We start from the raw sequence: 21,230 nt of genomic DNA on the forward strand, positions 1-21,230 counted from the left end.
TCATCATTAGGAGGCTCTTTAGATGATTATCGTTAACATAAATGAGATTAAAAAATTTCACGCAGCAAACCTGGTGTTTGATGGGCTTACGCTTCAAATTCATAAGGGTGACAGAGTTGGATTGATCGGTCGCAACGGCAGCGGCAAATCAACCTTGCTCCGCTTAATTTCCGGCCATGACCAGGTGGATGAAGGCATGCTGACGGTGCAGAAAGATTTGCAAATCGGCTATTTGCCGCAAATTCCTGAGGCTTTTAACGAACGGACCGTTTATGAGGTTTTGGCCTATGGCTACGAGCATTTGATGGCATGCAAAAAGCAAATGACGGACATGGAACAGCAAATGTCGAGTTCCGAAGCAATCGCAGATCCGGCAGCTATGGAGCGACTGCTGAAAACGTACTCGCTCGCGCAGGAGAGATTCGAGAGAGACGGCGGTTACGAGATGGATACGATGATTGATCAAGTGGCAACAGGCTTGCTAATCGACCGTTCTTTTTATACGCGAAGCTTCAGCAGCCTTTCAGGCGGTGAGAAGACTAAAATTTCGCTGGCGTCGCAATTAATTGTCCGTCCCGCATTGCTGCTGCTGGATGAGCCAACGAATCATTTGGATTTGCGCGGCATGGAGTGGCTGGAGCAGTTTCTCCGGCAATATGAAGGCGCGTGCGTCATCGTGTCGCATGACCGTTACTTTCTCGATGCCGTCAGCTCCAAAATGATTGAGCTGGAGGACGGCACAGCGCAGACGTTCCATACTAATTATACGGGTTATATGAAGGAGAAGGAGGAGCTTCTTCTCGGGCAATTTGCAAAATTTCAAGAGCAGCAGAAGCAAATCAAGAAAATGAAGGAAACGATCAAGCAGCTTGAGGATTGGGGACGTATCGGCGGAAACGAGAAGTTTTTTAAGCGGGCAGCCTCGATTCGTAAAGCTTTGGAGAAGCTGGAGATGATAAAGAAGCCTGTTCTCGAGCAGAAAACGGCTGATTTTGAGCTGCTGTCGCTTGACCGTTCCGGACGTAGGGTGATTGCTTTCGAGGGTGTGACCAAACGCTTCGGTGAGCGGGTTATTCTGGATCAAGCAGAAGGAAGCTTGTTATATGGCGAGAAGGTTGTGCTGGTAGGAGACAACGGATCAGGCAAAACGACCTTGTTCAAGCTGCTGCTCGGAGACCATCAGCCCGACGAAGGCGAGCTCGTGCATGGGGCACGAGTGAACATCGGCTATTTGGCTCAGGAGGAAAAGGCGGAGAACAAACAGCAAAGCGTGCTCGACTTCTTTCGTACGGAGGGCGGCTATGAGGAAGGCGAGGCAAGAAATGTGTTGGCGGGCTACTTGTTCTACGGGGCGGATGTTTTTAAGCCCATTTATGCCTTGTCTGGCGGAGAATGGTCACGGCTGCGCCTCGCGCTGCTCATACGCAAAAAACCGAATCTGCTGCTGCTCGATGAACCAACCAACCATCTGGACATCAGCTCCCGAGAGGCGTTAGAGGAAGCGTTGGAGCAATTTGGCGGAACGGTGCTGGCGATATCGCATGACCGTTATTTTATCAATCGGCTAGCTAAGCGAGTTTGGGAGCTGAAGCAGGGGACGATTGCCGAGTATTTGGGCAATTACGACGATTTTAAAGCGAGGCAGCAGCAGGTTAGAGCAAATGAGACGCCTATCGCAAATCCGGCGGAAAAGACGCGGGAGCGAAAACGGGTGAGCGAACAGCCGGCGCATAAACAAAACGCTGCCGAGACTCGGAGCAAGAGCAAGCAGCAGCTGGAAAGCGAAATTGCCGTGCTTGAAGCAAAGCTAGCCGAACTAAGCTTGGAAATGGAGCAGCTTGCTGCGAGCGGCGAGGATGCATCCCGGCTGGAGGCGGCTTGGAGCATGCAGGAGCAGCAGCAAATGCAGCTGGATCGACTGCTCGAAATGTGGATGGAGTTCCCTGAGAGCTAAGAAAATGTTTCTAGTATTTCTATCAATTTCTTATCGAGTAGATCACTTCCTGATTCAGATATGGTAAACTAAATGTTGGAAACGCCAAGTCCGAGGGAGTGGAACGATGGAACAATTGATCGGGAAGAAAATACAGCATGATATTTTGAACGCATATGGCGTGACGATTGTACCAGCTAATTCTGTTGTTTCTCGTGAATCACTACAAATTATGATGAACCATCGGATAGATTTAAATGCTATAGTTCTGGCATCTGAGCAGAAATCAACGCCACAAAAAAATATTCAAATCGGGGAGTTCGTGCAGCAGACGGTTAATGTATCCAGGGAACTTTTCGAGTCGATTCGGGTGTCCCGTAAGGTGCCTTTGATGGAGATTCGCAATGAGGTTCTGCCGGCTATTGTTCAGCTTTCCAAAAATCAAGATATATTTGAATTGTTTGAAGCGGTAAAGGCCAAGGATGAATACGTTTACCAGCATAATATAGGGGTTGGCGTCATATCGACGCTCATAGGCAGATGGATGAATCTAGAGGATTCGGAGCTTATGATTTTGTCTTTGGCTGCGACGCTGCATGATGTAGGCAAAGTGAAGCTTCCGCTTGAGGTGCTCAACAAACCAGGCAAGCTGAACGAGGTTGAGTTTCAATTAATCAAAAAGCATACTATTTTTGGCTATGAGCTGCTCAAAGGAACGACGGGCTTAAGCCTGCGGATCGCCCGCGTAGCGCTTCAGCATCATGAGCGCGAGGACGGGAAAGGTTATCCGCTTGGGCTCAAGAAAGAAAATATAGATCTATTCAGCTCGATCGTTGCGGTAGCGGATATTTTTCATGCGATGTCCTCAAAGCGGCCTTATCATGAGCCCTTGTCCTTCCACGAAATCGTCAGCCAGATGAGCGATGGCAGATTTGGCGCATTAAACCCGCAAATCATTTCGGTGTTTATTGAAAATATGATGAAGCGCTTAGTAGGAAAGCAAGTGCTGCTGACCGATGGCCGCGAGGGTGAGGTCGTATACATCAATCCGCACAATATCGAGACGCCTTTAATCAAGCTGGCGGATTATTTCCTCGATTTAAGCCAAGAGCGTGACGTTCATATTAAGTCCATTATCGCTTAAAATAAACGAGTCAAAGCGCTGCTAACCAACACTTGTTGATTAGCAGCCTTTTTTCGTCATAAGTATGTGCATTTCTACGATTCTCTGTTTAGACCATTCCGAAACGGATAGAAATAGCCACACAGAATGACTGCTTTTTTTGCTATAGTACAATTATTAACCGGAGGTGCCAGCATGCGGAAGCGTCTTAGCAATCCTATGACCAAATTGAACGTCAAGCAGCAATTGATCCTCTTGTTCCTCGTGATGGTAAGTCCTATTTTTCTGCTTCACTGGTATGGAAACATGAAAGCGGAGCATTTGCTGAAAAATCATGTGACGAGCGCATATGTCGAGCTGAGCAAGCAAAATTATACGGTGATCAAGCGCGATATGGATACGATCAGCAAAATTACGACGACCATTATTCAAAACCCGATTACCCAGCAGCTTATCCCGCTCGAGAGCGATTCCGTTATTGAACGGGTACGCAAATACGATAAGGTCGACAAGCTGCTTGCTGCAAACTCAATTCCACTAAACGGCGGGGAAGCAGTGTATTACTCGCTATATATTTATGATCCCAACGACTATTATTTTTTCGCGCCCAAGCGGCAGCTCATGCAGACCGGCGTTTACTTTTTTTCTGATAACGAGAAGCCGGAATGGTTTGATGATGCCGTCAACTTAAGAAGCAAGGGCTACATGGAAATTATTGATTCGAACGTAGGGCTTTCGAGAATCAGCACGCTTGCCTATATCCGTGCCGTCAATAACGTCACTTATGGAAACGGTATCATTGGCGTGCTGGTTGCGACAAAAATGGATATGAAAATTGCCGAGTCGCTCCGATCGGTCTCGCTGCCGGATGGCAAAATCATGTTCACAGACTGGGAGAACCGCGTCCTCTCCGCGACGGATGCGAAGCTGATGGGAACGACTTTGGAGCTGCCGCCCGAGATGGTCATTGCAGATCAGATGGAGGCAGAGGGTACCTTTGATATCATGACCTCTGATTATATTTATGTCGTCAACTACAACCGTCTCATGAACCACAAGCTGGTGTACCAAATTCCGGTAAGCTCCTTATTAAAGCAGCAAAGCGAGCTCAAGCATGTCATTCAGCTCATATCGGTTGCTTATATATTGTTCGGCTGCGTCGTGATGGTCTATTTCTGGCGCTCGCTCATGACGCCGCTTCAGAAGCTGGCGCAGTTTGTGCATACCTATGAGCCCGGAAAGCTTGTGCCGGAGACGCCGGGGAAAGGGCGAAACGACGAGGTCGGCGTGCTGTTCGCCGCTTTGTACGACATGGCCCGCAGGCTCAATGTGCTTATTCACTATAAGTACCATATGGATATCAAGCAGAAGGAGTCGCAGCTGCAGCTCCTCTATCAGCAAATTAATCCGCATCTTCTTTACAACACGCTTGAGAGTATTTATTGGAAGAGCTCGCTGGAAGGAAATACGGAATCGGCAGAAATGATCAAAGATTTATCGAAGCTGATGAAAATCGGTCTAAGCCGGGGCCGGGAGCTCATTCCGCTCGAGGAGGAGCTGGAGCATGCGTCCGCTTATGTCAGCTTGCAGCAGAAGCGCTACAAGTATGAATTCCAAGTCACTTGGAGCATACCCGATGCTGCGCGCGACATTTTGATACCGAAAATATCGCTTCAGCCGCTTATCGAAAATGCGATCATCCATGGCGTTAAGTTTATGGGCGAGGATGGCGAAATCCATATCTCCGCCGTCGTAGAAGGAGAGCGGGTTACGATCAAGGTAGAGGACAACGGCCATAAGGAAGTGGATTATTCAGCGATTGAACGGCTGCTAAGCGGCGATAAGCCGGATCATACATTAGGCTATGGCATCCGGAATATCCAGCAGCGGATTCAACTCCATTTTGGCAATATGTACGGGATGAGCTACAAACGAGGAGAGCATGGCGGAACGGCGGTATGGATCATTTTGCCTGTAAGCCATGATGAGACAAATTGAGTGAAAGAATCAAGAAATAGGAGGCAGCTGCATGTACAATATATTGATTGTGGATGATGAACCGTTGATTTGTGAGGGATTATGCAGCCTGCTGTCTGCTTCTGGCATCAATCTAGCGAATGTGTACATGGCCCACAGCGGCTATGAGGCGCTTGACTATTTGCGAATCGAAGAGATTGACCTGCTTATTACGGATATTCAAATGGGCTCCATGAACGGCATCGAGCTGATGCATCAAGCCAAGCTGCTGAAGCCCTGGGTGCAGACGATTATCATCTCCGCCTATGAAACGTTCCAATACGCCCAAATGGCTATTCGCCTCGGGGCGAAGGACTATATGATCAAGCCGCTGAATAACGAGCAGTTTCTGGATTCGGTTCGGAACGTGCTGCTCAAAATGGATAAGCCTGCCGCATCGGAGGATCAGTTCTTATCGAAGCTGCAGGAGCATTTTCATATGGAAGAGCCGCTGCCGCAGCGAACGGAGCTGTTTAATCGGCTGCTGTCCGGCTCGCAAGAAAGCTCGGGAGAGCTGACAAAAATGCTCTATGAGCGTTATGCGATTAAGCTGCAGGGACCCTATTTTGCCGTAATCAAGCTGCGCCTGAATTTAGCGGTAAAGGATCATCAGATTCCAGCTAGAGATGCGCTGCTGCTGCAATATGCCGCCCTTAACATTGCAAATGAGCTGCTGGATAAGGAATGGAATCATGTTGCCTTTTACTCGCCGAATCAGGAAATCAGCATTCTTATCCAATGGGATGAGAGCGAGTTTGGCGAGTCGAGCGTAAACAAAATTAATCAGCTGGATATGATCGGACGCAGCCTCTATTACAACATCCATAAATATTTAGGGCTGCACTGCATTATCGGCATTAGCCAAATCGTGAGGGGCATCGAGTTTGTCGGCATGCTTGACGAGCAGGCGCGCAAGGCGATTATGTGGAACCGGGAGCATCGCGACCATTACGTGTTTTATTACGGCGATTTTAATTGGAGCACGTACACGCAGGACCCGACGGCAGAGGAGCTAAGCGAGCAAAATAGCTTAATCGTCGAGAAATCGAAGGCTTATATCGACCGCAATTTTGCGCAGAAGGGGCTTACGCTGCATGAGGTTGCCCAGAAAAACCATGTCAGCCCGAACTATTTAAGCTATTTGTTTAAGAAGGACACGGGCTACAACCTGTGGGAATACGTAATCAAGCTTCGGATGGAGGAAAGCCGGAAGCTTATTCTGCACACCGATTTGCGCAGGTATGAAATTTCCGAGCGAGTCGGATACGAATCGCCTGAGCATTTTAGCAAAATTTTCAAAAAATATTACGGAATGAGCCCGAGCGAGCTTAAGAAGGATGACAAGAAATAAGATGAAGTAAAAATAGCTATCATTGCCTTAGATATGCACATTACCAGCCAGCCGCCTTGCTTCTAAAATAGGATAGAGCGATAGAAAAGAAAAGAGGGAGACCTGATGAACCAACCAGTTGCAGTAGGCGAGCCGCTCGATACCCAGGTACAGAGGAAGGCTGGCAGGTGGAAAAAGCATATTTCGGGCTATTTGTTTCTGTTGCCGGCAGCCATCATTTTTATTTTATTTTTGTGGGTGCCGATAACGAAAGGGATTATTTACAGCTTCTACACGATTGACTTTGTAAAAGGGAATGAATTTGTCGGTTTTGATAATTACAAGACGATATTCAATGATCCGGACGTATGGATCGGCGTGAAAAATACGCTGTATTACATGTTTTTATGTTTGGCCATTGGCTTCTGGGTTCCGATCTTGTTCGCCATTGCGATATCCGAGCTGCGCCGCTTTCAAGGCTTCGTGCGCGTCGCTGCCTATTTGCCAAACGTGATTCCGGCGGTCGTGCTTTACGGCTTATGGAGATGGTTTTATGATCCGGTCGGACCGATCAACGGACTGCTGACGAAGCTGGGCTCTGACCAAATCGCCTTCCTGACGAATAAAAGCTGGTCGATGATCTCGCTGGTCATTATGGAGACCTGGCAGCAGTTCGGATCAGGCATGCTCATTTATTTGGCAGCCGTGCTGAGCATCCCGCGGGATTGGTATGAAGCGGCCGAGATTGACGGAGCGGGCATCTTCCGCCGCGTTTGGCATATTACGCTTCCGTCGATTCGCGGCTTAATTTTGCTGCTGTTCTTGCTGCAGCTGATCGCGACTACGCAAGGCTTTCAATCGCAGCTTGCCCTGCTCGACGGCGGCCCGAACAAAGCAACGCTCACATACTCGCTGCTTATCGTTAAATATGCATTTACGCGGCTGGATTACGGGGTTGCCTCGGCGCTTGGCGTGCTTATGTTCGTTGTCCTTGGTGGGTTGGCGCTCTTGCAATTCAGGCTGAACAACAAGGAGGCGGGCAAGCAATGAAGAGCTTAGACAGAGGAATCTTATCGAGTTATGACCACCGTAAAAATACAAACAAGCTTGGTTTTCTGCTTGTCGTTATTGTCATTGTCGGCATGGTCGCTTCCATGCTTTATCCGGTCTTAACCGCATTGTTTAACGGTTTAAAGACCAATACGGAGGTCAACTCGTTCCCGCCGCGTTTCCTGCCTTCGGAATGGCATTTTGACAATTACAGTGCCGGCTGGGATTTTATGAATCTGCCCCTGTTTTTGAAAAATACGCTTATGATTTTTGGCGGCAATATGATCATGACGATAGTCGTGCTTGGATTAGCTTCGTATAGCCTGTCTAAGCTCAATGTGCCTTTTCAACGGGGGATTTACTTCTTTTTTATGATTACGCTGTTCATCCCGCCAAGCACCTATATTATTCCGAACTTCCTGAACCTAAAGGACCTCGGACTACTGAATACGTATGCCGCATTCTGGCTTCCGGCGAGTGCCAGCGCCTTTTACCTGCTGCTGCTTAAAAATTTCTTCGACGGCATTCATCATGAAATGATCGAAGCGGCGCGCATTGACGGGGCATCGGACTGGAAATGCTTCATTCAAATCGCGGTGCCGCTATCGATTCCTATCTTCTCGACGCTGGCCATATTCGTTTTCTCGACCGCATGGAATGATTGGTTTTGGCCTTCTCTGGTTATGCACAGCGATGACAAATACCCGCTTGCGACAGCGGTATATAAATACGTCATTAGCGCGCAAAGGCTGAATACCAATATTCGCTTCGCTATCCTCACCATGGTGATGATGCCGCCGATCGTTGTGTTTCTAGTGTTCCAAAAATTCATTATGCGCGGGCTCCAGCTCGGCGGGGTGAAGGGATAAGCAGTTCGTAGACATACACATGATCGGAATAAGAATACACCTCGCCCAAATGAAAACGCCTCCTTTATGATGGGGATGTAGCGAAAATACGAAATGAGAAGGGGAATATCAATGCTAAAGAAAAATGTAGCAATCGTGATTTGCATGGTTATGCTATGCTCGATTCTGGCTGCTTGCAGCGGAGGCAGCGGCACGAAAAACGATCCGAAGGAAACCGATAAACCGTCAAATGCGGCAACAAACAATGCGGGAAGCAAAGAAACGGAGCCGCCTAAGGAAGATATTAAAGATAAAAAAATTACGATCAGCATTTATTATCCATTGCCGGACCAAGTTGAAAACCGCAAGCTGGAAGACGACAAAATTAAACGCTTTAACGAGGTATACCCTAACGTTGAAATCGTGAAAAGCGATTGGCACTACAACCCAAGCGAAGTCGGCATTAAAATGGCAGCTAACGAAGCGCCAACGTTCTTTAACACTTGGGCGACTGAAGCGAAATTTTTGCAAGAGCGCGGCTGGGTAGCCGATATTACTGAGCTTTGGGATTCCTATCCATTCAAGGATCAAATCAATCCGGTGCTGCAAAGCCAGTTCATCATTGATGGCAAGGTATACGGCGTTTCTCAAAAAGCATACGTTACGACAACTGTCGTAAACAAAAAAATGCTTGATGAGAAAGGCGTAGCGGTTCCGTCGTATGACTGGACCTGGGATGATATGTACAACACAGCCAAAGCAGTTGCTGATCCGAAAAAAGGCATCGCGGGTATCGCACCGATGGGCAAAGGCACGGAAGCAGGCTGGAACTGGACCAACTTCCTGTTTGAAGCAGGCGGCGAGATTCAAACCGTAGCTGACGGCAAAGTAACAGCTGCCTTTAATTCTCCGGCTGGACTGAAAGCACTTGAGTTCTATAACAAGCTGAGATGGGAAGCGAATGCGATTCCTCAGGACTGGGCACTTGGATGGGGCGATGCGGTTGGAGCCTTCGGACAAAGCCGTACGGCAATGGTTATTGCAGGAGCAGAGGGCGTACTTGAGCAAGCGCTTAACCAAGGCGGCTTGAAGCCTGAGGATGTGTTGACGTTCCCAATGCCGGCAGCTGAAAAGGGCGGCAAGCATACAGGCGTGCTCGGCGGAGACTACCTTGTTATCAACCCGAACGCTACGAAAGACGAGCAAGAAATGGCATTCCGTTACATCACATTTGATTACTTCACGGATAAAGGTTTAGAGTCGCTTGAAGCGGATATCAAGAAGCGCCAAGCAGAAGGCAAATTCTTTATTCCGCCGCAAATGAACTACTACAGCCCATCATCGGAATACGGCCAAAAAGCGCAAGCGATCTTTAACAAATACGACAACGTATACAAATACAATGCAGAATCCGATTCCTTGCTAGACGGCAAGCCGGAAGCACAATACAACACGCAGGACTATTACGGCGAAGTAACAAACGTGCTGCAAGAAATATTCTCCAAAAAAGGCGCCGATCTTCAAGGCTTGCTGGATAAGTCGGCTAAGGTCGTGCAAGAGAAGTTTTTTGACTCCATTAAAGTAGAAAAGTAGAATAGTAGTACACCATAAAGCCTCCCTTCTGTATTCAAGAGGGGAGGCTTTTTCGTTATCTTTTAACCTTCGAAATCCTCCGCAGCATTTGTATGCAATCCGTCTTCCTCGTTGTCTCTAATGGTCTTCTGCAGGACTAGGCAAGCTACGATTAGGAATGCGCCGGCAATCGCGTAGTAGCCTTTGACGTAAAGCGGCTCCTCAAGCACATAAATTCCGATATATTGAGCAAGAATGGCGAGGATGAAGCCAGCCCATGCCATGAACGAAAAAGCTGAGGTATTGCGGCTTCTGTAGCCGGGATTATAATCCTTGAGAAATTTATCCTCATCGTTGTCGCGCGCTACCTTTTGCAAGAGGAAGGAGGTAATGATTAGTAGAATGCCGGTTACGGCGTAATAGCCTTGCACGGACATAGGCTGCTTGAGCGTGTAGATGCCGACGAATTCGAAGCCGCAAGCGAGCAGAAAGGCGGCCCATGCCATAAACGTGTAAGTTGGGGTGTTGCGGCGGCGATAAAAGTTTGCGGGCTTACGAACATGAACAGTTTCCATTTTTTCCATTTGAAATGGCCTCCCGAATCGAGTTGTTGTTGATGTCTTTAGTTTACAGCATATTCCTATAACCAAAAGTACCAACTTCTTATAGTACCAGGTGCTAGTGTAGATGGATGGATCGGATAGACCGTTGGGCGGCAGGAAGAAAGAAATTGACATTGAGAATGATTATCACTAAAATACTTCTTAATGCATGCTGCGCGGGAAACTTATCGGGAAGAAGTTGAGGTGAGAAGATGGAATGGAATGACCTAATCAAGCTGTGGAATCATGCTTCGATTAAAGTGCTCGATATACGTCATCATAAAATGAAGCTTGGTGAGAAACTGCATGCCTATCGGCTGCCTGCCAGCGGATTTTTATTTACGAGCAGAGGCAGCGCCAAGGTGAGTTTGGATGGTCAGCAGCATGAGGCGGAGAGGTTCCATATGCTGCATGGCGGCAAGGGAATGTGCCTGGATATTATTTTGACGGAGGCGGAGTTTGAATATTATTTAATTTTCTATAAGGCGGTAATTTCGCTTTCATGCAGGCAAGAGATTTTGTCGCTAGCGGAGAGACTAAGCCCATTTCAGCTTCAATATGGCTTTGCGCCGCAATATCCGGTCTCCTTGTTCCATATCGTTAAAGCGATGGCTGAGGAGTGGCAGGCGGCGCAGCCGCTCGAGCGGCTTCATGTGAATGCGTTGTTTTATCAATTTGTATATGAGGCATTCCGTCAATTGCAGGATCAAGGCATACATACAACTAAACCCGAGCTTGCAGCACAAGCGCTCCGTTACATTCATGAGCATTACAAGGACCCGATTACGCTGGACCAGCTGGCACAAACCTTAAATTATAGCGCCAAAAATTTGTCCAAGGTGTTTAAGAAGGAGACGGGGTACAGTCTCATTGACTATGTCATTCAAGTAAGAATCAATAACGCTAAGGAGCTGTTGGCGCGTACTGACGCAACGATTCAGGAGATAGCCGAAAGCGTCGGATATTCGGATCGCTTATACTTCACCCGAGTGTTTAAAAAGTATGCCGGCATTTCGCCGGGCAGCTACAAAGAAGCCAGCAGAAGAGGGGAAAATCGTCTATATAGATCGAGCCGATCGTCCATTGTTCCAAGCAAACTCCGGCGTTACAATGTTTATCGACATGATAATCATTATCAATGCAAAGGAGAGAACAACTTACCCATGTACAAAGGTCTGAAATTATCAATGGCAGCAACTCTATTGTTTTGTTTTGCATTATTTATGAGCGCTTGCTCTACGGGAGCGTTAAACGCCAATAGCACAACCGTGGAAACACAAGCGGCTGCGAAGGGGGAATCGGCGCCTTCCACTACGGCTGAGACACAAGCCCAGACGAGAGTGATCGCTACGGTTAAAGGAGATATCGAGATTCCTGCCAAGGCGGAGCGCATCGTTGTTGATCTGTACTTAGGCAGCTTTATTGCACTCAATGTGAAGCCAATCGGAACGCCGGAACTGAATTTGAAAAACCCGTATTTTGCAGAGGCGCTTGCAGGCGTGGAAAATATCGGAGAGTACGAGAGCGTATCGCTAGAGAAAGTAGTCGATTTGCAGCCGGATTTGATCGTTACAGGCAATGCGGAAGCACATGAGCAATATAGTAAAATAGCGCCGACTATTGTTGTTCCATTTGGCGAGCTGAAAAATGCCCATGAAGAGCTCGCTTTTTTTGGCAAGGTGCTGGGGAAAGAGTCAGAGGCAAAGGCGTGGCTGGCTGATTACGACAAACGTATAGCCGCAGCCAAAGAGAAGGTAGAGCAGGCAATTCCAAGCGAGACTACTTTTTCCGTAATGCAGGATTGGGGCGGGAACACGGGCGTATTCGGCGATAATTTCGGCAGGGGCGGTCAAGCAGTCTATCAAGCGCTCGGGCTTAAAGCTCCTGTTGAAGTATCAGAGCAATTAATGAAGGAGCAGATTGTTGAGGTTTCCGGTGAGAAGCTTGCCGATTTTGCTGGCGATTATATTGTTTTGACGTCTGATGCGCTAACGCTTGCTGATTTGAAAGCAGATCCCATTTGGAAAATGATCGACGCTGTAAAAAATGACCGCGTTTATATTTGGAGCAAGGACCGCTCCTGGTATTTTGACCCGATTGCCACTCTGTCACAGACGGAGGAGCTGGCTGCTTGGCTTACAGGCGAGAAACAGGAGCAATCGTCGGCAAGCTGAGAAATGTTGGATATGTCTTATAAAATGATCACTTTTGTCCATTGTCATCGTTAGGCATTGTGCCTTACAATGTATTGAGTGATATTGATAATCAGTATCAAAAAAAGCGATGATAATGAGCGTTTGGAGGCAAACGATGAACGAACAATTGGAATTATATGATGTTACGATAATTGGCGGAGGGCCAGGCGGTTTATATACTACATTTTATAGCGGCATGCGCGATTTAAAGACGAAGCTGATTGAAGCGCAGGATCAGCTTGGCGGGCGGATGCTTTCTTACCCGGAGAAAATTATTTGGGATGTCGGCGGAGTGACGCCCATTCGCTGCGAGAAACTAACTGCCCAATTGATCCAGCAAGCCAAAACGTTTGATCCAACGATCATACTCGGCCAGCAAATTACGGACTATGAGCGGCAGGCGGATGGCACCTTTATTTTAACGGCAGCAAGCGGTGAACGTCATCGTACAAGAACGGTCATTATGGCTATCGGTTATGGCATTAAGAAGCTGGCGAAGCTGGAGATCGAAGGAGCCGACCGCTACGAGGTAACGAACCTTTATTATACGGTGCAGGAGCTGGAAAAATTTCGCGGCAAGCGGGTGCTGATATCCGGCGGCGGCGATTCAGCGGTGGACTGGGCAAATGAACTGGAGTACATTGCTGAAAGCGTGACGGTCGTGCACCGGCGCGACAGCTTCGGGGGGCATGAGAGAAATGTGTCCAAGATGAAGCAATCCTCGGTTCATGTGATGACGCCTTATCAGGTGCTGGCTCTGCATAGCAGCAATGGGGAAAGCATCGAGCAGGTGACGATTGCGCATGTGGACACGGAGGAGAGCATGCAGCTTGAGGTTGATGCGGTCATCGTGAACCATGGCATGAAGAGCGATTTTGGGCCTATCCGCGACTGGGGCATCGATATGGGCGTATGGAATGCGAACGTCGGCGAGAGAATGGCGACCAACATTCCCGGCATCTTCGGCGCAGGCGATTTCGTGAGCTATGGCAGCAAGGTTGGACTGATCGCAGGTACGTTCACGGACGGCGTATTGGCGCTTAACAGCGCTAAGCTGTATATGGACCCGGAAGCTCCGACGATGGCTTATGTCTCCTCCCATAATGAGCGGTTCAAGGAGAAAAACCGCGAGCTTGGCGTAGTAGAGGAAGAGTAGGGGCTTGTTTAAGTTAATAGGATTGCTGGGATCGTAGGGATGAATCCGAGCGATTATAAGTGAGGGTGCTGAAAAAGTTGGATTTTTCGGTGCCCTTTCGTGTGCGTAGGGAAGTGTGAGCCGTTTCGGCGGAAGCGGTGCGATTAGCAGGAGGTTTTCTAGTTATTTCATAATTAGCGGGAAAAGCTCCCGTTAATTCTAGCGATTTTGAACGGAAATTAGGATTAAAGGGAATTTCTCCTGTTAATTTTTTGATTTTGGTCCTTTTTCGGAGAAAATGGTCCGATTAGCGGGAGCTTTTCCAGCTAAATGATCTCACAGCTTTTATTGAGGAAAATTAGATGGAGCTTTTCCTGCTAATCCCGTTGCATCGCCCTACACACGATACGAGCCGAAGAAGCGATTCTTCAGGCTCGTTTCTTTTGTCACGGTCTCCGTAATATAACACCTACTTTATTTAGAAATGCACATCGTTATGAAAGCGATTCCAAATTATGATGAAAGAGGATGATCGATTTACATATGCGGGTGCTTTCGAGTTTAGTTTGCACTTGCAAACCTTTGGGAGGTCTGTGCAATGAAACGTGCAAGATCCAGGTCGATACTGGCATTTATGCTGGCGCTGCTTCTTATGCTGACGGCTGTGCCGGTTTATGCGAATGAGGCGGCACCGCCACCGCAAGAAACGGAAGTCGAGGCGCAGCTGGAGACGGCGGCCATTTCCGTTACGCAATCTACCTACGTTCGCATTCAGAACAAATGGCAAAGCAATTATTTGTACGAGGACGAGAGCGGAGTCGTTCGGTACGGCTTCCCGAGCTATGAGGACGAGTCCTCGCAATGGCTCATTCTGGAGCATGACGGCAACAAACGAATTCAGAACAGGGCGACGGGCCATTACATCACGATTGCTGAAGTAGGGCAGCGTAGAGATGCTCTGACCAGCCGCGAGATTACGGAAAGCACGCTGGCGGATCAATGGACGATCCATGAGTCCAGCCGCGCAGGTTTCGTGGTGATCAAGAGCGCGACCGTAGCTGAAAATGCGAATCTTGTCATTCATCAGGAGGATCAGCTAGGCTTTGCCGAGGTGAGCAACGATATCAACATCACCTTTGAGAGCCCGCAGTGGGCGCTTGAGCCGGTGGAGTCAGCCGCGCCGATTCGTCTAGCGAATAAGTTCCGAGCGGGACAATATTTGTACGAGGCTGCGGATGGTTTTGTCGATTACGGGGATATAGCTGCAACGGATCGAAGCTCGCATTGGGTGCTGGTAGCCGGAACGACGCCGGATACGTACCGCATCAAGAACAGGGCGACTGGTCACTACATTACGCAAGGCGTATTATGGGAGCCGATCAAAGCGTTGACGCTCGACGATACGGTCAAAAGCGAGTGGATGGTCGCGCGAGCGGCGGATGCAAGCTTTGTTACTTTTCAAAATGTCGAAGCGTTTCAAGCCGACCCGGCGCAGCCTTTTGTGCTGAATACGCAGTTTGACGATATTCATGCGCGCTCGAACAATTGGTCGGTGCTGGACCGTGATAATGCCCACTGGCGAATCGAGCTCGCGCCGGATGCACAGCCGTACCGAATCGTTAATTTTACGAACGAGGCGGTAGGCACTGCTTATTTGCACGAAGAGGCCGGCCAGGTGAAATATGGCGCGCTTACGGCGCAGGCTGGCCAGAAGTCGTCCTACCAGTGGGTGAGAGAGGACTTTAACGGCAAGAAGCGGCTTCGCAATTTAGCGACTGCTCATTATATGACAAGGGCCGGCCTTGAGCATGCAACCGATCCTCTTAAAGCGGCTGCTCTGACGGAAAGTGCCCCAGAGGATCAATGGTCTATCAGCAATTCTACTCTCTATGACGATTACAAAACGGTGCAAAGCATGGTGGGTACGGGAGAGTACCTGCACAAGCAGGATGGCATCGGCTCTGCGCAAGCGGGCGTGATTCATCCAAACGAGGACGCGGCACAGTGGCTGTTCGAGGACCCTGCCTTTAGCGGGGATGGATCGCCCCAATATATTCGCATACAGAACGAATGGCAAACCTTCGTGCTGTACGAGGATGATGCCGGGCAGTTGAAATACGGGAACATCGCAGAAAATGATTTTAAGGGACAATGGCTGGTTGAGCGCTTTAATGGACGCAAACGGATAAAGAATAGAGCGACAGGCCACTTCATCAACCTTCAAAATATGACCGATGGGCGCATGGATGTAACGGAGGTTCAGGATGATTGGACGAGTGCGGTGTGGGTCATTGAGGACGCCGGCGGCTCGAAGCTGATCCACAGCGTGCAGGATGCCAATGACGTCCCAGGCCAACAAAAATATATAAGCCTGCAAAATTTGACCAAGTACGCGGAGTATGGCGTCATTAATCCAAGCTGGGGCAGTCCGCGCTGGCGGTTCGTTCCCGTGGCAGACACAGTGCTCACGAACGTAAGGCTGAAAAATAAACAAACAGGCAGCTATCTCTATGAAGTTGCCGAAGCAGGCGATGAGCTTGGCAAGGTGAAATACGGCGACCTTCCCGAAGCCGATTCTAGCTCCGTTTGGTATTTGGAGAAAACAGGCGACGGGCCAACCTCGGTACGCTTGAAAAATCTGAAGAGCGGCCATTACATCTCGATGGAGCATATCGGCGGAGACGTCGAGCAGGATGCCCCAACGCAGCAAATAGTGGCGCAAGGCGACATTTGCACCTGCTGGGGCAGCGCGAAGTGGCTTATGGAGAAAGGGTCGGCAGACAGCTATGTTGTACTGAAAAGCGGCTGGGCGAGCCATTTTCTATATGCCGACGGCGACGGTTTTACGAAGGTGAGCAAGCTTGTAGCGGAGTCAGACAGCGCGCAATTCGCCATCGAGCCGGTTGTTCTGAGGCAGGAGCCGTTGTCCGAAGCGCCAATCCGCATTAAGAATAAGGCGAACGGCCAGTTTTTGTACGAAAATAACGGAGGCATTGTGCTGTACGGCGCCCTTGCCGAGAGCAATGGCTACAGCCATTGGATTATCGAGTCCGATGGCGGCGCGCAGAGGCTGAAAAACCGTGCGACCGGCCATTACATGGCGATGAGCGGAGATTATGCGTTTATCGAGAGCAAGCAGGCTGACGTAGCAGATGTTGCATCCCGTTGGGCGGTCGAGAATTCGGCAAGCGGCGCCGAATATTTTATTCGCAGCCTAAACGGCAAGTACAATGACGAGCTTATCCATGTCCAAAACAACGCCGGATATGCTGAACGCGGTCTGTATCCAACCTCCTTCGGTACGGTGCAGTGGACCTTCGAGAACGCGCCGGAGCAGTTTAAGACACCGCCGATGGGCGAAGCGAAAACAAACGATACGGCTACGCCTATTTTTGACGATACGGGCTATGTCCGCATTAAAGCGAAAACCGGCCAGCGCTATTTATATGAAAGCAGCGGCAAGGTGCTGATCGGAGCGCCAAGCGCAGACAATGGAAGCTCGCACTGGCTGCTTCAAGACTTCAACGGACGCAGATTGCTGAAAAATAAAGCTACCGGGCATCTATTGTCGCTTGGCGACAACGGCCTTGAAGCTTTCTCGGGCGAGATTAGAGGTTATGACAACGCACAGTGGACGATCGAGGAGCGAGTGGGCTACAAGCGGCTTAGCAATGCCTCGCAAGCAGATGGATCGCTGCTGCTAGCCGAAGGTCAAGCGCAATACGGCGTTTCGAGCGCAGCAGGAGAGGAGCTATGGCAGTTTGAGCCTGTAGCTTCCGACCAGCGCTATGAAGCGGAGAAAGCTTTTGTCTCAGGCAGTATCAAATTTAACGCTTCGCAAAAAAGTTATAAGGGCGAGGGATACGCGGGCAGCTTCACGGAAACAGGCGACAAAATCAGCTTCACCGTCCATGCGCAAGCGGCAGGCAGCTTTGGGACTGAGCTTCGTTATTTGAACTTGTCCGGCGCCCCAGCGCAGCTGAGCCTATACGTGAATGGCGAGCGGATGAAGCAGGTAACGTTCAAGCCGGCAGGCAGCTCCCAAGCTTGGTCCAAGTTGGTTATTGCTCCACAGCTCCGCAAGGGCATCAATACGATTACGCTGCAAAAGGATACGGCAGATTCGGGCAATGTGCTGCTCGACAGCCTGCTCGTGAAGAACAGCGTTGGTTTCGCATACCGCGGAGCTACCGTTCCATATGTGACCTATGAAGCAGAGCATGGTGCGACAAACGGCGAGCTGATCGGCCCTTCGCGCAGCTATCGCGAAATGGCTTCCGAGGCGTCTGGCAGGCAAGCGGTTAAGCTGACGGACGAAGGCGACTATGTAGAATTCACGCTGGCTGAGGCGGCGAATTCACTCGTGCTGCGTTATGTCATTCCCGACAGCGCAGATGGAGCGGGACGCAATGAGACGCTAGCCCTTTACGTGAACGGCGTGTTTAAGCAAAATGTCGCGTTAAGCTCGAAGCATGGCTGGGAATACGGCAGCTACCCTTGGTCGAATGATCCGAAGCAGGGCAATGCGCATCGGTTCTTCGATGAAATTCATGAACGGATCGGCGATGTGCCGGCGGGCGCAACGATTCGCCTGCAAAAGGATGCCGGCAATGCCGCGGACTATTACGTGATTGACCTCGTCGATTTTGAGCAGGTCGCTGCACCGCTGGCGATGCCGGAAGGTTTTCTCTCGGTTACGGATTATGGCGCTGTTTCAGCTGACGGCAGCGATGATTCGGCAAGCTTCCATGAAGCGATGAAGGCGGCGAAGGAGCAAGGCAAGGGCGTTTGGTTCCCAGCCGGCGAATTCGAGCTTAAGGCGGATGTCATCGATTTGGATCACGTGACGATTCGCGGAGCGGGCATGTGGTATACGAAGCTCATTGGAGCGAGGTTCATCGGGAAAGGCGACAATATTGGGGTGTACGATCTGCTTATCGACGGCGATCTTAACATTCGCGATGACGAAGCGTTAACCCATGCTTTTTATGGCGGATTCGGCACAGGCTCGGTCATTCAAAATGTTTGGGTCGAGCACTCCAAAACAGGGCTTTGGCTTTCAAAGGTTAGGGGAAACGATGAAATAACGGATGGCCTGCACATGGTTGGCCTGCGCTTGCGCAATTTGATGGCCGATGGCATCAACTTCTCCGTAGGCACAAGCAATAGCATGATGGAGCAATCGGATATTCGTTATCCGGGCGACGACGGCCTTGCGATGTGGTCGGCAGAAGGACGTGCAAGCATCAACAACACGGCCCGTTTTAATACGGTGGCATTGCCTTGGCTTGCCGATAACTTCGTTATTTTTGGCGGGCAGGACAATAAGCTGCAGGATAATATCGGTACGGATACGATTACGAACGGAGCGGGCATCGCCGTATCGACGCGCTTTAATCCGGTGGCGTTCAGCGGCACGACGATTGTTGAGCGCAATACGCTGCTCCGCACGGGCAGCGCCGACTCGGCCTACAACATCAACCTTGGGGCGATTTGGATTTTTGCAGGCGAGAAGGATTTGAATGGCGAGGTCATTGTACGCAACAACGTTGCGCTGGACAGCACGTATGCGGGCTTGATCGTCCATGGCGAAGGCTTCAACATCAGCAATGTGACTCTTCAAAATATCGTGCTCGACGGCATGGGCACGAACGGCATTGATGTGACAAGCAGGGTGTCAGGCTCCGTTCAAGTAGATAACGTCATTGTGCGCGGCGAAAGAATAGCGATGCTTGCGCATTCGAACGGACAGCTTGCGTTTTCCGAGCAGAACGAAGGCTTCGCGAATCGGCCTAAGCCGTTCCGAATTTCGCTTGACGACGGCAGCAGAGGACCGCTGTCACTGGCAATAGGCGATAAGCAAGCCTTGAAGGTGTTTGATCAGGCAGGCGTAGACGTTACCGCAGATGCAGTCGTAACGATTGCGCAGCCTGCCATTGCCGCCATTAGCGAGGATAAACAGCTTAGCGCGCTTCAAGCAGGCAAGGCGCAGCTTACCGTAACCTATGGCACGCAAAGCAGAGTGTATACGGTTGAAGTAAAAGAAGTTATTATTCCGGGAGGCGGCCCGGATGATGAGACGGAAGAGGGATCGGAAGGCGAAGGCGGCAACGGAAATGTTGGCTCGAATGGACAGACGACAGGAGGCTCAGTCGATACCGCGCAAAATGACAGCAAGCTGAAAGCACAAGCTGCAAATAAGCTGGAGCGCATCGTCTTCGAGAAAGGGGCGCTCACCGCAAAAGGAGAGCTAGCCTTCTCCGCCCTGGCTTTATTGGAAGCAGCAAAGAGCAGTCCCAAAGCTGTCATCGTCGCACAGCATGAGGATGCAGCTTATGAATTCCCGCTTTCGCTTGTAAGCGGCGTTCTGGAGCAGACGAAGCTTGTTATTAATGAGAAGCTCATCTTAACCTTTACCATTAAACCGCTTGCCGCACAGGCGCTGGACGATATTCGCGAGCGGGCAACGACAGCAGGCTTGAAGCTTGCAGGCACACCAGTTGAATTCAGTATTTTCGTCTCGGATGGCGGGAAGTCGGCAGAGGTGAACAGCTTCGGAGGGGTATATGTGAAGCGGGTACTAATGGTGGAAGGGGAGCTTGATGCCAAAACAGCGACAGCGCTCGTCTATGATCCGGCGACCGGCGAATTCCGTTACGTGCCGGCATTGTTCCAGCCAGCGGCAGGGAAGACGACTGTGACGGTCATGAGCACGAGCAATAGCATTTATGCGGCAGCTATACATGCCAAAACATTCGCAGACATTAGCAGCCACTGGGCAAAAGCAAATATCGAGCTGCTCGCTTCCAAGCAGATCGTGAGCGGTGTAACCGCAGCAAGCTTTGCGCCAAACCGAACCGTTACGCGAGCGGAATTTACAGCCATGCTAGTGCGGGCGCTTGGCCTTCAAAATGCAGCAGCCACGTCATCGGTTTCCTTCAACGATGTTGCATCGACAGCATGGTACGCAGATGCAGTGGGAGCCGCGGCAGCACATGGTCTTCTAAAAGGGTTTGAAGACGGCAGCTTCCGTCCGAATACGACGATTACGCGCGAGCAAATGGCGGTAATGGCTGCCAATGCGCTGCAATTCGCTGAGTCCGCGGGAGCAATTGGTGAGCAGTCAAAGGCTGCAGCTGACAGCTTTAAAGACGAGGCGGCAATCCATGACTGGGCGAAGGAGGCAGTGAACACTGTGGCTGACGCTGGAATTTTGGAAGGCAAAGGCGAAGGCAGGTTCCTTCCTCTTGACCTGGCTAGCCGTGCCGAAGCAGCGACGATCATTATGCGCCTGCTGCAATTCGTTCACTTGTTAAACAAGTAGCCGACTAGCGATAACATAACTTCAAAAAGAGACCGCTTGGCGACCTTAATGGGTGCGCGAAGCGGTCTTTTTTTTAAAAGCAAAACGGCGTCACTCTGTCAC

11 protein-coding genes and 1 pseudogene are annotated in these 21,230 nt (G+C 49.9%); 10 read left to right on the forward strand and 2 right to left on the reverse strand.

What is annotated here, in order from left to right; all coding sequences use genetic code 11:
* Nucleotides 1-22 precede the first annotated feature (22 nt).
* The 7 genes from abc-f to ADU23_RS14710 all read left to right on the forward strand — a co-directional run bounded on the left by abc-f (nt 23) and on the right by ADU23_RS14710 (nt 9,893).
* A complete protein-coding gene (abc-f, locus tag ADU23_RS14680) occupies nt 23-1,954 on the forward strand; it encodes a ribosomal protection-like ABC-F family protein (RefSeq protein WP_053374405.1) in 1,932 nt (643 codons plus the stop codon).
* 106 nt (nt 1,955-2,060) lie between these two features.
* Nucleotides 2,061-3,077: an HD-GYP domain-containing protein gene (locus ADU23_RS14685; protein WP_053374406.1), complete on the forward strand. Its 1,017-nt coding sequence runs from the start codon at nt 2,061-2,063 to the stop codon at nt 3,075-3,077.
* Nucleotides 3,078-3,251: 174 nt separating this feature from the next.
* Nucleotides 3,252-5,054, forward strand: coding sequence for a sensor histidine kinase (locus ADU23_RS14690; RefSeq protein WP_053374407.1), 1,803 nt, complete (start codon nt 3,252-3,254; stop codon nt 5,052-5,054).
* A 31-nt stretch (nt 5,055-5,085) separates the two neighbouring features.
* A complete protein-coding gene (locus ADU23_RS14695; RefSeq protein WP_053374408.1) occupies nt 5,086-6,423 on the forward strand; it encodes a response regulator transcription factor in 1,338 nt (445 codons plus the stop codon).
* A 105-nt stretch (nt 6,424-6,528) separates the two neighbouring features.
* Nucleotides 6,529-7,452 (forward strand): carbohydrate ABC transporter permease, encoded by a 924-nt coding sequence (locus ADU23_RS14700; RefSeq protein ID WP_053374409.1) that lies wholly within the window; start codon nt 6,529-6,531, stop codon nt 7,450-7,452.
* Nucleotides 7,449-8,321 carry a carbohydrate ABC transporter permease gene (locus ADU23_RS14705; RefSeq protein WP_053374410.1) on the forward strand — a complete coding sequence of 291 codons (873 nt, stop codon included), beginning with the start codon at nt 7,449-7,451 and terminating at the stop codon, nt 8,319-8,321. The genes ADU23_RS14700 and ADU23_RS14705 overlap by 4 nt, the downstream gene beginning before the upstream one ends.
* A 111-nt stretch (nt 8,322-8,432) precedes the next feature.
* Entirely contained in the window at nt 8,433-9,893 is a 1,461-nt protein-coding gene (locus ADU23_RS14710; protein WP_053374411.1) for an ABC transporter substrate-binding protein, read from the forward strand.
* A 62-nt stretch (nt 9,894-9,955) separates the two neighbouring features.
* Here the strand turns inward: ADU23_RS14710 and ADU23_RS33610 are convergent, their stop codons facing one another.
* Nucleotides 9,956-10,156 carry a YiaA/YiaB family inner membrane protein gene (locus ADU23_RS33610; RefSeq protein ID WP_231637608.1) on the reverse strand — a complete coding sequence of 67 codons (201 nt, stop codon included), beginning with the start codon at nt 10,154-10,156 and terminating at the stop codon, nt 9,956-9,958.
* 84 nt (nt 10,157-10,240) lie between these two features.
* Nucleotides 10,241-10,609 (reverse strand): annotated as a pseudogene (locus ADU23_RS34055) (YiaA/YiaB family inner membrane protein); the annotation flags it as partial.
* Nucleotides 10,610-10,686: 77 nt separating this feature from the next.
* On the opposite strand from ADU23_RS34055, the gene ADU23_RS14720 reads away from it, so the two are divergent.
* The 3 genes from ADU23_RS14720 to ADU23_RS14730 all read left to right on the forward strand — a co-directional run bounded on the left by ADU23_RS14720 (nt 10,687) and on the right by ADU23_RS14730 (nt 21,128).
* Nucleotides 10,687-12,648 carry an AraC family transcriptional regulator gene (locus ADU23_RS14720; RefSeq protein WP_053374412.1) on the forward strand — a complete coding sequence of 654 codons (1,962 nt, stop codon included), beginning with the start codon at nt 10,687-10,689 and terminating at the stop codon, nt 12,646-12,648.
* Nucleotides 12,649-12,784: 136 nt separating this feature from the next.
* Nucleotides 12,785-13,825, forward strand: coding sequence for an NAD(P)/FAD-dependent oxidoreductase (locus ADU23_RS14725; protein WP_053374413.1), 1,041 nt, complete (start codon nt 12,785-12,787; stop codon nt 13,823-13,825).
* A 577-nt stretch (nt 13,826-14,402) separates the two neighbouring features.
* Nucleotides 14,403-21,128 carry an S-layer homology domain-containing protein gene (locus ADU23_RS14730; protein ID WP_053374414.1) on the forward strand — a complete coding sequence of 2,242 codons (6,726 nt, stop codon included), beginning with the start codon at nt 14,403-14,405 and terminating at the stop codon, nt 21,126-21,128.
* The last annotated feature ends 102 nt before the right edge of the window (nt 21,129-21,230 follow it).

The sequence above is a fragment of the Paenibacillus sp. FJAT-27812 genome, assembly GCF_001273905.1.
Taxonomy (GTDB): Bacteria; Bacillota; Bacilli; order Paenibacillales; family Paenibacillaceae; genus Pristimantibacillus.

Excerpts from the sequence above, each read along its gene's own strand:
- ADU23_RS14725 (WP_053374413.1), top strand. The coding sequence starts at position 12,785 with ATGAACGAACAATTGGAATTATATGATGTTACGATAATTGGCGGAGGG.
- ADU23_RS14705 (WP_053374410.1), top strand. The coding sequence starts at position 7,449 with ATGAAGAGCTTAGACAGAGGAATCTTATCGAGTTATGACCACCGTAAA.
- ADU23_RS33610 (WP_231637608.1), bottom strand. The coding sequence starts at position 10,156 with ATGGCATGGGCTGGCTTCATCCTCGCCATTCTTGCTCAATATATCGGA.
- abc-f (WP_053374405.1), top strand. The coding sequence starts at position 23 with ATGATTATCGTTAACATAAATGAGATTAAAAAATTTCACGCAGCAAAC.
- ADU23_RS14685 (WP_053374406.1), top strand. The coding sequence starts at position 2,061 with ATGGAACAATTGATCGGGAAGAAAATACAGCATGATATTTTGAACGCA.
- ADU23_RS14710 (WP_053374411.1), top strand. The coding sequence starts at position 8,433 with ATGCTAAAGAAAAATGTAGCAATCGTGATTTGCATGGTTATGCTATGC.
- ADU23_RS14695 (WP_053374408.1), top strand. The coding sequence starts at position 5,086 with ATGTACAATATATTGATTGTGGATGATGAACCGTTGATTTGTGAGGGA.
- ADU23_RS14700 (WP_053374409.1), top strand. The coding sequence starts at position 6,529 with ATGAACCAACCAGTTGCAGTAGGCGAGCCGCTCGATACCCAGGTACAG.
- ADU23_RS14690 (WP_053374407.1), top strand. The coding sequence starts at position 3,252 with ATGCGGAAGCGTCTTAGCAATCCTATGACCAAATTGAACGTCAAGCAG.
- ADU23_RS14720 (WP_053374412.1), top strand. The coding sequence starts at position 10,687 with ATGGAATGGAATGACCTAATCAAGCTGTGGAATCATGCTTCGATTAAA.
- ADU23_RS14730 (WP_053374414.1), top strand. The coding sequence starts at position 14,403 with ATGAAACGTGCAAGATCCAGGTCGATACTGGCATTTATGCTGGCGCTG.